General features: G+C 73.0%; 14 protein-coding genes. 9 read left to right on the forward strand and 5 right to left on the reverse strand.

Going from position 1 to position 13,144, the window contains the following annotated elements:
* Positions 1-2,015 (forward strand): SbcC/MukB-like Walker B domain-containing protein (locus Q7F20_RS14825; RefSeq protein WP_305740839.1); only part of this gene is annotated, 2,015 nt, incomplete at its 5' end.
* A gap of 185 nt (positions 2,016-2,200) precedes the next feature.
* Here the strand turns inward: Q7F20_RS14825 and Q7F20_RS14830 are convergent.
* Complete coding sequence (locus Q7F20_RS14830) at positions 2,201-2,377, reverse strand: hypothetical protein (protein ID WP_156794771.1); 177 nt, start codon at positions 2,375-2,377, stop codon at positions 2,201-2,203.
* Positions 2,374-3,177, reverse strand: coding sequence for a class E sortase (locus Q7F20_RS14835; RefSeq protein ID WP_305740840.1), 804 nt, complete (start codon positions 3,175-3,177; stop codon positions 2,374-2,376). Before Q7F20_RS14835 ends, Q7F20_RS14830 begins: the two co-directional genes overlap by 4 nt.
* A gap of 97 nt (positions 3,178-3,274) precedes the next feature.
* Between Q7F20_RS14835 and Q7F20_RS14840 the strand changes: the two genes are divergently transcribed.
* Entirely contained in the window at positions 3,275-3,712 is a 438-nt protein-coding gene (locus Q7F20_RS14840) for a GNAT family acetyltransferase (protein ID WP_305740841.1), read from the forward strand.
* A gap of 102 nt (positions 3,713-3,814) precedes the next feature.
* On the opposite strand, the gene Q7F20_RS14845 is transcribed toward Q7F20_RS14840, so the two are convergent.
* On the reverse strand, positions 3,815-4,741 hold the full coding sequence (locus Q7F20_RS14845) for an EamA family transporter (protein ID WP_305740842.1): 927 nt from the start codon (positions 4,739-4,741) through the stop codon (positions 3,815-3,817).
* Positions 4,742-4,777: 36 nt separating this feature from the next.
* Here Q7F20_RS14845 and Q7F20_RS14850 point away from each other — a divergent pair, with 36 nt between their 5' ends.
* The 6 genes from Q7F20_RS14850 to Q7F20_RS14875 all read left to right on the forward strand — a co-directional run bounded on the left by Q7F20_RS14850 (position 4,778) and on the right by Q7F20_RS14875 (position 11,083).
* Positions 4,778-5,905: a CPBP family intramembrane glutamic endopeptidase gene (locus Q7F20_RS14850; RefSeq protein WP_305740843.1), complete on the forward strand. Its 1,128-nt coding sequence runs from the start codon at positions 4,778-4,780 to the stop codon at positions 5,903-5,905.
* A gap of 9 nt (positions 5,906-5,914) precedes the next feature.
* A complete protein-coding gene (gene recQ / locus Q7F20_RS14855) occupies positions 5,915-7,762 on the forward strand; it encodes a DNA helicase RecQ (protein ID WP_305740844.1) in 1,848 nt (615 codons plus the stop codon).
* A 79-nt stretch (positions 7,763-7,841) separates the two neighbouring features.
* Positions 7,842-8,582: a lysophospholipid acyltransferase family protein gene (locus Q7F20_RS14860; protein ID WP_370871700.1), complete on the forward strand. Its 741-nt coding sequence runs from the start codon at positions 7,842-7,844 to the stop codon at positions 8,580-8,582.
* A gap of 132 nt (positions 8,583-8,714) precedes the next feature.
* On the forward strand, positions 8,715-9,074 hold the full coding sequence (locus tag Q7F20_RS14865; RefSeq protein WP_305740845.1) for a hypothetical protein: 360 nt from the start codon (positions 8,715-8,717) through the stop codon (positions 9,072-9,074).
* Positions 9,075-9,094: 20 nt separating this feature from the next.
* The gene (locus Q7F20_RS14870) at positions 9,095-10,174 is read left to right on the forward strand and encodes a peptidoglycan DD-metalloendopeptidase family protein (protein ID WP_305740846.1); all 1,080 of its coding nucleotides are present in this window, start codon (positions 9,095-9,097) and stop codon (positions 10,172-10,174) included.
* Positions 10,175-10,234: 60 nt separating this feature from the next.
* Positions 10,235-11,083: an NAD(P)-dependent oxidoreductase gene (locus Q7F20_RS14875; RefSeq protein WP_305740847.1), complete on the forward strand. Its 849-nt coding sequence runs from the start codon at positions 10,235-10,237 to the stop codon at positions 11,081-11,083.
* Here Q7F20_RS14875 and Q7F20_RS14880 read toward each other — a convergent pair.
* Both Q7F20_RS14880 and Q7F20_RS14885 read right to left on the reverse strand, forming a co-directional pair.
* On the reverse strand, positions 11,080-11,340 hold the full coding sequence (locus Q7F20_RS14880; RefSeq protein ID WP_305740848.1) for a hypothetical protein: 261 nt from the start codon (positions 11,338-11,340) through the stop codon (positions 11,080-11,082). The genes Q7F20_RS14875 and Q7F20_RS14880 overlap by 4 nt on opposite strands.
* 9 nt (positions 11,341-11,349) lie before the next feature.
* Positions 11,350-11,880 carry a MarR family winged helix-turn-helix transcriptional regulator gene (locus tag Q7F20_RS14885; RefSeq protein WP_305740849.1) on the reverse strand — a complete coding sequence of 177 codons (531 nt, stop codon included), beginning with the start codon at positions 11,878-11,880 and terminating at the stop codon, positions 11,350-11,352.
* 199 nt (positions 11,881-12,079) lie between these two features.
* Here Q7F20_RS14885 and Q7F20_RS14890 point away from each other — a divergent pair, with 199 nt between their 5' ends.
* A complete protein-coding gene (locus Q7F20_RS14890; RefSeq protein WP_305740850.1) occupies positions 12,080-12,976 on the forward strand; it encodes an alpha-E domain-containing protein in 897 nt (298 codons plus the stop codon).
* Positions 12,977-13,144: the final 168 nt, after the last annotated feature.

Raw genomic sequence — 13,144 nt, forward strand, 5'->3', positions numbered from 1 at the left:
CCGCACGGGCTCGCGCCGACCACGCCACCGCGGCGGCGGACGCCCTCCGCGCCCGGCACGGCGTGACGAGCGACCGCGACACCGTCTCCCGGCAGCGGACCGCCGTGGCCGAGTGCCTCGCTGCGGTCCGGCACCGCGTCGACCTCGAACACGCGCTCCCCGGCAGGCGTCGGGCGATCACCGACGCCGTCGCTCGCGGTGCCCTGCTCACCGAACGCCTGGCGAACCTCGACGCCGCGCTCGAGGCCCGCCCTGCGGAACGCGCCCGCATCGTCGAGGACGCACGGTCCGCCGCCGCACTGGCCGCCGGCTCGGAGGCGGCTCGGCTCGAGGTCGACCGTGTCCGCGCGCTCCGTGCCGACCTCGTCGCGCGGGCCGGGTCCGAGCGTCGCGTGCACGATGCCGAGCAGGTCGTCGTCGCCGCCCGTGCCACCGCCCACGAGCTCGTCCGGGCCGAGCAGCAGTTGCGGGAGCGTCGCATCGCCGGCCTCGCAGGGGAGCTCGGTGCTGCCCTCGTGCCGGGCGATCCGTGTCCGGTGTGCGGGGCGACGGAGCACCCGGTCGTCGCGACGCCGCAGGACGACCACCCCACCACCGACGCGATCGAGGCCGCGGCCGAACGCGCCAGGCGTGCCGAGCAGGCCCTCGGCGACGCGGCGACGACCCTGGCACTCGAACGAGCCGAGCTCGCCCGGCTCGTGCAGGTCCTCGGCGACGTCGACGACGACACCGTCGAGGCCCTCGCGGCTGCGGCTGACGCAGCCGTCACGGCGGCGCACGACGCGGCCGTCCGCCTGCGCGACCTCGAGCAGCAGCGGGTCGGACACGACGAGGGGACGCGCACCCTCGAGCGGCAGCGGAACGAGGTCGACGCAGAACGTGCCGTCCTGGTCGGGACGGTCGCAGCCGACTCGGAGCGGCTCGAACAGGACGAGTCTGCTGTGTCGGCTGCGATCGAGCGCGTGGCCGAACACCTCGACCACCCCGCGGAGACCCTGCGCCAGGGGGTCGAGTCGCTCGACGCCCTCGTCGGACGACTCGACGCAGTGCTCCAGGCCGACAGCCGCGCGGACTCGGCAGCGGCCGACGTCCGCGAACGTGCGGCTGAGGTGGACCGGGTCCTCGCCGAGCAGGGGTTCGACGACGTCGCCTCCGCCCGCGCGGGGGTCCTCGACCGGGCGGACGCCGACGCGCTCCGGGCCGAGGTCGCCCGAGCCGAACGGGAGAGCGCGGTCGTCGATGCAGGACTCGCCGAGCCGGCCGTCGTCGCCGCGGCCGACGACGACCCGGCGGCACTCGACCTCGACGGGGCCCGTGCAGCGCGGGAGGCCACCGCAGCCGCGTCCGAGGCCGCCGTCCGTGCAGCCACGTCGGCGGTGGACCAGGCCGAGGCGGCGGAGCGCTGCGCGGTCGAGCTGGACGCCGCCGTCCGTGCCCGTGACGACACGTCCGCTCGCAGCCGGGCCGTGGTGCGGCTCGCCGACGTCGCGGCCGGGGTCGCGTCGGCCAACCCCACCGGGATCACCCTCGGCACGTACGTGCTCATGCGCCGCTTCGAGGACGTCGTCGCCGCAGCGAACGACCGACTGCGGGCGATGCTCGCGGGCCGGTTCACGCTCGAGACCTCCGACGAGCGGGAGTCGGGCTCGCGTGCACGGCGTACGGGTCTCGCACTCGCCGTGCACGACCAGACGACCGACACCGTGCGCGACCCCCGCAGCCTGTCCGGCGGCGAGACGTTCACGGTGTCGCTGTGCCTCGCGCTCGGCCTCGCGGACGTCGTCCAGGCCGAGGCCGGCGGCGTCTCGCTCGGCACGCTGTTCGTCGACGAGGGGTTCGGCACCCTCGACCCCGAGACGCTCGACGACGTGATCGGGCAGCTGTCGCGGCTGACCGCCGGCGGACGCCAGGTGGGGATCGTCAGCCACGTGGAGGAGCTGAAGCAGCGGATCCCGGAGAGGATCGCGGTGCGGCGGACGTCCGAGGGCGGCTCCCGGGTGACGACCACGGTCTGACGCGCTCGCGCGGCTCGCGCGGCTGGCGCGGCCGGCGCGGCCGGCGCGGCTCGCCAGTGTGCGAGGTTCCGTGCTCGGTGCGAGGACTCCGGCGTCCCACCGTGCGGGGAACCTCGCACACTGCGGCGCGCGGCACTGCGGCACTGCGGCGCTGCGGCACGCACACCGCGGCGCCCGGCGCCGCCTCAGGGGGAGGGCGACACATCCACCGTGCCGTCCGGCGGCGGCAGGATGTCCGCAGCGACCCACGGGAACACGAACGTGAACAGGACCCAGACGATCGCCGCGAGGAGCACGAGCAACTCGATCACCTTGAGCGCCGCGGGGCCGGGCAGGATGCGCCAGACGAACGGGAAGATCACTTCGACGTCTCCGAGAGTTCCTTCGGGGTGCCCTCCGACGCGGGCATCCAGTAGTCGAGCTTGGCGTGCGTGACGTACCGCTCCTTGGCGGACCACATCGGGTGGCACGCGGTCAGGGTCAGCCAGCGGTCGTCCGCCGTCGGCTCGACCCCGGGCTTGTTCGGTACCGGCGCGATGGTCTCGACGTGGTCGGGCGTGACGATCTGCGAGTCGGTCACCTTGTAGACGTACCAGACGTCGAACTTCGTCTTCGCGTCGGTCACCCGCACGACGATGTCGTCACCGGTCTTGAGCTCGGCGATCTGGTTGAGCGGCTTGCCGTAGGTGACGCGGTGCCCGGCGACGGCGAAGTTGCCCTCGGCACCCGGCATCGCGGTGTCCTGGTAGTGCCCGAGGCCGATCGTGTTGAGGACCTTCTCGCGGTCGGTGCCCTCGCCGATCGGGCGCTCGTAGTCCTTGCCGAACCGGGGGATCTGCATCGTGCCGAAGACGTCGGTGACGTTCGGCGGCTCCGCCAGGACCGGAGCCGGCCCGCGGTGCTCGGTGCCGGTGCCGGAGACGTCCTTCTGCCCGAGGCCGTCGACGAGCTTCGTCTGCTCGTTGACCGCGACGACGTCCGTCCACCACGCCGTCCACACCACGTACAGGCCGGTGCCGGCACCCGCGATGATGAGCAGTTCGGCGATGAGGGAGACGAGCGCGCCACCCACGCTCTGCCGACGGCGGGGCGCCCGAGGCGCAGCACCGACAGCGCCGTCGCGGCGGCCTCGGCGCGAGGGGAGTGTCTCGTGTGCGGTCACGGGGCTCCTGATCCGGGAGGGGGTGGTCGGACAGGTCTATCAGATCACGCCGACGAGCCCGTGACGAGGTTGTCCACAGCACCGTTACGGTGAAGCGGTGCAGCACCTCCTCCGCCGGTTCGAGCCGGCCGACACCGAAGCCGTCGTCGCGCTGTGGGAGACCTGCGGTCTGGTCCGCCCGTGGAACGACCCGCGCCGCGACATCGCGCGCAAGCTGACCGTCCAGCCCGAGCTGTTCCTGGTCGCCGAGGACGCCGAGGACCCCGCGCACTCCGTCGTCGGCGCGGGCATGGCGGGGTTCGACGGGCACCGGGGATGGGTGAACTACCTGGCGGTCCGGCCGGACCTGCAGCGCTCGGGGCTCGGCCGCGCGTTCATGGCCGAGTTCGAGCGGCTGCTGACGGACCTCGGCTGCCCGAAGCTCAACCTGCAGGTCCGTGCCGGCAACGAGCAGGTCATCGGCTTCTACGAGTCCCTCGGCTACACCGACGACCGCACGGTCTCGCTCGGCAAGCGGCTCATCCCCGACGCCTGACGCCCCCGGTTGCCCCGAGTCTCGGCCCGGCGGACGGTTCCGCGCCTCGGGGAGCACGAAACTGTCCGCCGACGCGAGTCTCGGTGCCGACGCCGCACCCGCCTACGCGAGCGCCAGCCCCACCGACGCCCCGAACGCGAGCACGATCCCGGTCCACTGCACGGCCGTCAGCCGTTCCCGGAGCACGATGCCGGCGAGGACCACCGTCCCGATCGGGTAGAGCGCGTTGAGCACGCTCACGACGGGCAGGGTCGCGGGGTCCTCGCTGGAGTGCAGTCCCGCCTGGATGAACACGTTCGCCGCGGCGTCGAGGACGCCGCAGGCGACCACCGTCCACACCACGCGAGCCGACCAGCGTCCGCCACCACGGATGCCGGGAGGCGCGGCAGACCCCGGGACGTCGGCCGACCTCGCGGGGTCTGCCGCGCCTCCAGGGCCCCGCCGCGTGACCACGATCGCCGCCGTTCCGAGCAGCACCGCCTGCAGCACCCGCGACACGACCAACGGTGCCACTCCCGAATCCGACGGAGTCACGTCGTACGCGAGCACGATCCCGCCGAAGCCGCACCCGGCGACCGCCGCCGTGACGAGCCCCGCCGCGGTCACCCGCGCCCCGGACGTGTCCCGCACCGACGCCACCAGGACCACCGCGAGGACCGCCACCGCCAGCGCGACCACCGCGATGCCCGACAGCGCCGTCCCCCGCAGCACCGCCACCAGGACCGGCACCGACGCGGCGAACACGGCGGTCAGTGGCGAGAGCACGCTCATCGGGCCGATCGCCAGTGCGCGGTACAGGAGGAGGACGCCGACGCCTCCGGACACCCCCGCGACCGCGCCCCACAGGAGCGACTCCGCGCCGAACGCGCCTCCGACCACGACGAACCCGACCAGCAGGGGCACGATGCCGACCGCGGCGGCGACGGCGGCGACGGTCACCGCTCGGACACGGCGGGAGGCGAGTCCGCCGAGGAAGTCGGCGAACCCGTAGACGAGCGCGCCGGACAGGCCGAGGACGACGGTGAGCACGGCTCCCATCCTGCCCGGCCCGGTAGCCTGCGTGGCGTGAGCGTTCCCTACCACCGCCTGCCCCGCGTCGACGCACGCTGGAGGTGGTGGCGCCCGCTGGTGGCGCTCGCGTTCCTCGCCGGCTGGTACGTCGCCTCGCAGGTGCTCATCACGGTGGCCTACTTCGTCCCCATCGCTGCGGTGAAGGGGCCGTCGGGGCTCGAACGCCTGCTGTCGTCGTTGCAGAGCGGCGCGCTCGACCCCACCGACCCCGTGGTGCTGTCGCTCTCGCTCGTGTCCCTCGTGGTCCTGCTGCCGGGCATCCTGCTCGCGGTGAAGATCGCGCGGGTCGGTCCCGCCGGGATCCTGTCCTCCACGCGGTTCCGGGTGCGCTGGGGCTGGACTGCCTGGTGCCTCATCCCGACGCTCGTGATCGCGGCGATCATGTTCTGCTTCCAAGGGCTCGGCATGCTCACCTTCGACGGCGGTCTCGGCTGGAACCACGCCGAGATCGGTCAGTCGACCGTGACCCTCGGCACCCTGACCACGACGATCGTGCTCGTCGTGGTGCTCGTCCCGTTCCAGGGCGCGGCGGAGGAGTACATCTTCCGCGGCTTCCTCATGCAGACCATCGGCTCGTGGATCCCGGTCCGCATCGTCGGCACCGTCGTCGCCGTCGCGGTCTCGACCGTCGTCTTCGCCCTGCTGCACATCCCGAACGGCTACAACGTCTGGGGCATCCTCGACGTCGGGTCCTTCGGCCTGATCGCCGCGATCATCGTCCTGCGCACCGGCGGCCTCGAGGCGACGGTGCTCCAGCACGCGTTCAACAACATCATGATCTTCGTCCTGCAGGCGCCGGGGTGGTCGAAGATCGACCTCTCCTCGCAGGACGCCAACGGGACCATCAGGGGCTGGCTCGTCACGCTCGGAACCTCGCTGCTCTACTGGGGCATGGTCGAGGTACTCGCGCGGTGGCGTCGGCTCGACCGCCGGTTCGCGGGCGCCGAAGCTCCCCGGTTCCGTGGTCCGGTGCCGGTCTGGGCCGGTGGCAGGCGGTGGTCCGAGACAGGAGGCACGGGCTGGGCGAGCGCGCCGACCCGCCTCGACGAGACGGCCGGCCCGGCCGACGGGGCGGACGCAGCACCTGTGGACAACGCGGTGGGTGTCGCCGGTCGGCCGTAGGCTCGTGGCATGAGCACCGCGCCCGCGCCCGCCGCCGTGTCTGCGTCCCGAGCCGCCGCGCTCGACGTGCTGCACCGCGTGTGGGGGTACGACGACTTCCGGGGCGAACAGGCGTCGATCATCGACCAGGTCGTCACCGGGGGCGACGCGCTCGTCCTCATGCCGACCGGTGGCGGCAAGTCGCTCTGCTACCAGGTGCCCGCCCTCGTGCGGGACGGCGTCGGCGTCGTCGTGTCACCGCTCATCGCGCTCATGCAGGACCAGGTCGACGCCCTCGCGGCGAACGGTGTCGAGGCCGCCTTCCTCAACTCCACGCAGGGGCCGGACGAACGCGCCCGCGTCGAGCGTGCCGTCGTCTCGGGCGAGGTCGACATGCTCTACCTCGCTCCCGAACGGCTCCGGCTCGAGTCCACCCGCGCACTGCTCGACCGTGCCCGGATCGCCCTGTTCGCCATCGACGAGGCGCACTGCGTCGCCCAGTGGGGTCACGACTTCCGGCCGGACTACCTCGAGCTCAGCGTCCTGCACGAGCGCTGGCCGACCGTGCCCCGGATCGCCCTGACCGCCACCGCCACGCCGCAGACCCACCGCGAGATCTCCGCCCGCCTCGGCCTCGACGACGCCGCGCACTTCGTCGCCGACTTCGACCGACCGAACATCCAGTACCGGATCGAACCGAAGACCGGGGCGCTGCAGCAGCTCCTCACCTTCATCCGCACCGAGCACAGCGGCGACGCCGGCATCGTGTACTGCCTGTCCCGCAACTCGGTCGAGCGCACCGCGGCCGCACTGTCCGAGCAGGGCATCCCGGCGCTGCCGTACCACGCCGGTCTCGACGCCCGGGTGCGGGAACGGAACCAGTCGACGTTCCTGCGCGAGGACGGCGTCGTGATGGTCGCCACGATCGCCTTCGGCATGGGGATCGACAAGCCGGACGTCCGGTTCGTGGCACACCTGGACCTCCCGAAGTCGGTCGAGGGCTACTACCAGGAGACCGGACGTGCCGGGCGCGACGGGCTCCCCTCGACCGCGTGGTTGGCGTACGGGCTGAACGACGTCGTGCAGCAGCGCCGCATGATCGACCAGTCCGAGGGCGACGCCGCGCACCGACGGCAGCTCAGCGCGCACCTCGACGCCATGCTCGCGCTGTGCGAGACCATCGAGTGCCGCCGCGTCCGGCTGCTCGCCTACTTCGGGCAGGAGAGCACGGCGTGCGGCAACTGCGACACCTGCATCGCCCCGCCCGAGTCCTGGGACGGCACGGTCCCGGCCCAGAAGTTACTCTCCACGGTGGTCCGGCTCGACCGCGAACGGGGGCAGCGGTACGGCGTCTCGCACCTCGTGGACATCCTCGTCGGTAAGCAGTCGCCGCGCGTGCAGGAGCTCCGGCACGAGTCCCTCGCGACGTTCGGCATCGGAAGCGACCTGAGCGAGGGGGAGTGGCGGGCCGTGGCGCGTCAGCTCCTCGCGCAGGGCTACGCGGCGGTCTCCGGTGACGGCTTCGGGACGGTCGTCCTGAGCCCGACGAGCGCGGACGTCCTCGGCGGCCGGGTGCAGGTGCGGATGCGTCGTGACCCGGTCAAGGCGTCCCGGGCCTCGCGCAGCCGCCGCACGATCGTCACGGACATGCCCCAGGAAGCCCTCGGGCTGTTCGAGGCCCTGCGCACCTGGCGTGCGGCGCAGGCCCGAGAACAGGGCGTCCCGGCGTACGTCGTGTTCAACGACGCGACCCTGCGGGGGATCGCCGCGGTGAAGCCCGCCGACGAAGACCAGCTCGCCGAGATCTCCGGCGTCGGCGGTGCGAAGCTCGAGCGCTACGGCCGCGCGGTGCTCGACGTCGTCGCAGCGGCGGAGTGATCGCGACACATTCCGTGGCGGGCATGCGAACGGGACCCGGATCACTACACTCGGAGACTCCCGTCACGAGGAGGCGCAGTTGCCCGGATCGTCGAAGTACACCACGCTGAGTCGCGCCTTCGTTGCGCCGCTCGCGCGCATGATCTGGCGGCCGCGCGTCATCGGCCGGAAGAACATCCCGAAGCGCGGCGCGGTGATCCTCGCGAGCAACCACCGCTCGTTCATCGACTCCCCGACGATCGGGCTCCTCGCCCCCCGGAAGGTGTTCTTCCTCGCCAAGAAGGAGTATTTCACCGGCAAGGGCTTCCGCGGTTCGGTGACCCGGGGGTTCTTCGAGGGTATCGGGGCGATCGGAGTCGAGCGGGGCGCGGGGTCGGCGGCGCAGGAGGCCCTCGACCTCGGTCTCGAACGGCTGCAGGCCGGCGATGCGTTCGCGATCTACCCCGAGGGCACCCGCTCCCTCGACGGCCGGCTCTACCGGGGTCGGACCGGCGTGGCCTGGCTGGCGTTGACGAGTGGCGCACCAGTGGTCCCCGTCGCCCTGACCGGCACCCAGGACGTCCAGCCGGTGGGCTCGCGGGTCCCGAAGCTCGCGAAGGTCACGATCGAGTTCGGCACGCCGCTCGACCTGTCCGGGTTCGGCGAGGCCTCGTCCGGCCGGGCCCGTCGCCACGCCACGGACGCCGTGATGGCGGCGATCCAGGAGCTCAGCGGGCAGGAGCCCGCGAACGCGTACAACAATCCACCGGCGACGATCGTCGAGCGGGTGCGGCAGGTCCTCAGGCGCGACGACCCGGCGGCCGCGGTCGAGCCGGACTGATCGGCCGCGCGCGAAACACGCTATTGCAAATCTGAAATACTGATGGTTCAATGGAGTCGTGCCCAGGGCACACTCCGACCACGTCCCGCCCGAGAACGGGACGCCCGACCACCTGATCGGAAGGCAAGCAGCATGTCCTCCACGCCGCTCTTCGACTCCATCGCCCGTCGCGCCGAACGGCCGGCTCACGCCCCGATCGCGCTCGCCGCGCGAGTCGAACCGAGCATCGCTCGGTCCACCTTCACCCCCGCGCCGACCTCGCCGGCGACCGCACCGGTCGAGCCGCAGGGCCCGGTGTTCGTCCCGGCGTCGCTCGTCGCCGCGATCGAGGCGATCCCGACCCGCGTGGTCGCCGCGACGACCGACCACGCCGTGGCCCCCGAGCAGCTCGCCCTGGTCGAGGCGGTCGCCGACGCCATCACCCGCGCGGTGGTGGACGCCGTCGTCACCGAGGTCGAGCGCATCGCCCGCGACGGCGTCGTCCGCGCCTGAGTCCGCCCTCGTCGAAGCCGATGTCCACGACGACGGACTGCCCGCCGATCCGCCCGCGCAGCGCAGCACGCCGTGCGGCGAACACCGCGGCCGAGGCCGAGCCGCTCCCCACCCGTCGCGCCCGTCGTGCCGCAGAGCGCGCGGCGGCGGACTCGATCGCCCAGCCGAGCGTCGACGGTGGCGCAGCGAACCCCGACGTCCGCGCGATGCCCGAGCCGTCGGTCGTCCCGATCGTCGCTCCCCGGGTGATCGCGGGTGCGGTCACCCACCCGACCACCGGGGCGGCGGTGTCCCCTCCCGCTGCCCCGGTCTCCACGCCCGCCGGTGGCCCACGACCCCTGCCGTCACGACGGTCGCTGCGTCCCGAGCAGTCGGCGACCCGGCCCGCCGACCTCGGACGTGTCGTCACCCAGGCGATCACCCTGCCGCTGCGTTCCATCGGCTCGGCCTTCGCGTCCGCGCGGGCCGTTCCGCTCACGGCCACCGCCGTCGCCGCGTGCCTGTTCGTCACCGTCGCCACCCCGCAGACCGCGACGGCGGCGAGCACGTCCTCGACGCTCCCCGCGCTCGACGCCCAGCAGTACACGACCTCGGCGACGTCGACCGCCCTCGCCGAGCGGGACGGCTTCGCGATCGGCCGGGTTCCCGAGCGACGCGTGGCGGCCGCGCCGGCGACCGAGCGGGATCCGGGCGCCTCGGTGGCCCGACCCGTGGCGGGGGCGATCCCAGCGGCCGGCGGTTTCGGCGCGCGGTGGGTGAGCGGCTGCGGTGCCTGTTCGACGAACCACCAGGGGCTCGACTTCGCCGCGCGCGAGGGGACCCCCGTCCTCGCGGCCGTGTCCGGACGCGTGGTGTCCGCCGGCGTCTTCGGTGGCTACGGCAACCAGATCCTGCTGCAGCACGGAGACGGTTCGCAGACGCGGTACGGGCACCTGTCCCGGATCGGCGTCCGGGTCGGGCAGACCGTGACGGCCGGTCAGCACATCGGCGCCGTGGGGAACACCGGCGTCTCGACCGGGTCGCACCTGCACTTCGAGGTCCTGCACGGCGGGGTCGCGATCGACCCGGCGGCGTGGCTCCGGGATCGCGGACTCCTCTGAACGACCGCGCGTAGCGTCGGATGCGCGACCGCACGGTGCGGCGCAGGGACGGAGACGCACGTGCGGGTGACGGTGCTGGGGACCGGGGCGATGGGTGCGGGAGTGGCGGCTTCGCTGCTCCGCGAGGGCCACGAGGTGACCGTGTGGAACCGGAGCGCCGACAAGGCCGCTCCGCTCGGCGAGCGGGGTGCGACCGTGGCGGACGATCCCGGAGCAGCCGTGGCGGATGCCGAGGTCGTGCTGCTCACGCTCTTCGACACGGACGCGGTCGTGGACGTGCTCGAGGCGTCCGCGGGCGAGGCCCCGACCGACGCCGTGTGGGTCCAGTGCTCGACGATCGGCGTCGACGGTACCGAGACGGTCGTGCAGCTCGCCGCGAAGTACGGGATCACCCTCGTCGAGGCGATGATGCTCGGGACGAAGGCCCCTGCCGAGCAGGGGAAGCTCACGATGTTGGCGGCCGGGCCAGCCGCCGTGCTGGACCGCATCGACCCGGTGCTCGATGCGATCGGTGCGAAGACCGTGCGGGCCGGGCACCAGGTCGGCGCCGGGACCGCCCTGAAGCTCGCGGCGAACGCCTGGATCGCGTCGATCACGGCAGCGACCGGACAGTCGCTCGCGGTCGCGAGGTCGCTCGGGTTGGATCCGGCGCTCTTCCTCGAGGCGATCGACGGCAGCGCGAGCGACTCGGCCTACGCACACACCAAGGGGAAGTCGATCATCGAGGGGACGTTCCCGGCGCAGTTCGCCCTCGACGGCCTGCGGAAGGACATCGCCCTGATCACCGAGGCCGCTCGCAGCACGGGGGTGTCGACGGTGCTGCTCGAGGCCCTCGGTCGGGTCTACGCCGACGCCAGCGCTGCTGGTCACGGTGACGACGACATCGCTGCCGTCGGCACGGCGTTCTAGGACAGGTCGTCACGCCGGGTCGCGCGTCGCCCGACCCGGCCGAGGAACCGTCGGAGCGCGTTCGTCACGCGCCCCACGGTCTCGTCGTTCATCGTGTTGGCGAGGTCGAAGGCTTCTCGCGCGGGATCGGCGCCCGCCCGGATCCGGCGGAGAGCGGCGTCGGCCCGGGCGCGGGCGTCGAGCTCCGCCAGGGGCATGTCGTCCTCGGGGTCGTGCGGCGCGGGTGTCGCTGCACCGTCGGTGCCCGTGTCTGCCATGGCAGCAGGCTACGCGGAGCGGCTGTCCCGGTGCCCGTGGCCGTCGACGTCGACCTCGTCCACGGCGCGGACCATCTCGTCGAGGAACGAGACGATCACGGCCATGTCGTCCGTCGACAGGTGCTCGGTCGCCTCGACCGCACGGGAGTCGAGCTGGTCGATCACCCGCAGCACCTGTCGCATCGAGCCACCGGATGCGGTGAGGATGACGCCGCGGCGGTCGTTCGGGTCCGCGTGACGTTCGACGTGTCCGCTCCGGACGAGTCGGTCGACGAGCGCCGACGTGGACGCCGGTGTGATGTCGAGCTGTTCGGCGAGGTCCTTCGCGTTGACCGTGCGGCCGGCTTCCTCGGCGTCGAGCAGTGCGCGGAGGGCGAGCAGGGCGTTCTCGCCGATGCCCAGTGCTTCGCGCGCGCGTCGTTGTGCTGCGCTCTCGGCGCTCCGGTACCTGCGGAGTGCGTTGAGCACGTCCACCGCGTCCACCCGGGAATCCTCGCCGTACCAGAACCCCGCGGCGCTCGTCGTCACCTCGGTACTCATGCAGTCAATGCTAGACGCTCTAGTTAGATTGTCTAGCGAGTGCGGTGACTGGACCGACGGCGCACGTCGAGCAACGGAGCCGGACGTGCGGCGACGTGCCCGCCGTTCGGCCTCGTGCGGAGCCGCAACACCCGTGACGCGGCGACGAAACACCCTCGCAATCCCCGGTCAGTAGGTTCACGGGCATGCAGGAGCCGACGTGCTGAGCCGACTCGCGGGGAGCGTGTTCCACGTCGGGAGTGCCGTGGAACGAGCCGAGGTCGTCGCGCGCATGCTCGACGTGTACGTCGCCCGCGGGGAGCCCGCCGGCGTCGAGCACGACCGGGTCGTCGCTGCCGAGCTCCGCACGGTCGTGGGGGCCGCGGGGCCGGCGAACGACCCGGACCGGGCGTCGACGATCGATTCCCTCGCCCTCGACCGGCACGAACCGGCGTCCATCGCCTCGGCCGTCGCGGTCGCCCGGGACAACGCCCGGCGTGCCCGCGAGGTCGTCTCCACCGAGCTGTGGGACTGCCTCAACGTCACCAGGTCGCGGATGCCACGCAAGGTCGGCCCCGATCGTGCCCACGAGTTCCTGGCGTGGGTGCGGGAGCGCAGCGCACTGGCGATCGGGGTCGTCGAAGCGGACGCGAGCCACGACGAGGTCTGGGAGTTCTTCACCCTCGGTCGCGCACTGCAGCGCTGCTCGGCGACGGCGAGACTGCTCGCGTCGGGGTTGCTCGACCCGGAGTCGGGCGCCTCGTGGGCAACGGCACTGCGGGCGTGCGGTGCCGGGGAGGCGTTCCAGCGCGGTCGCGACCACCACACGCCCGGACCGGAGGACGCTGCGGCGTTCCTGCTCCTGGACGAGCACAGTCCCCGGTCGCTGCGGTTCCTCGCTCGACGGGCCGACGAGTGCCTCGCCGACGTCGCGCCGTCGTGCATCGACGACGAGGTCCGCGCCTTCGCCCAGACCCGCGCGGGGCTCGAATCGGTGTCCGACGACGGCGCGGTGCTCGCCGCCCGCGCTGCGGGGGAGCGGCTCGCAGCGGCGGCGGACCGGGTGGTGCAGGCGCTCGACGAGCGGGTCTTCGCCGCGCCCGAACCCGCGCGCTGAGCGGGTAGGACACGCCGTGCGCCCCCGTTGCCGGTCGGCCGGAACACGTCTCGGGGGTCCGCCGAGCGGGCGGAACACGCCGCGGGGGGTCCGCCGAGCGGGCGGAAGCGGCCGCCCCACAGTGCCGAGCGTGACGTTCTTCGCCCGCTCGGGGGCGGCGGGACCGCG

Origin of the sequence: Curtobacterium sp. A7_M15 (assembly GCF_030705415.1) — a bacterium.
In the GTDB taxonomy this organism is placed as follows: domain Bacteria; phylum Actinomycetota; class Actinomycetes; order Actinomycetales; family Microbacteriaceae; genus Curtobacterium.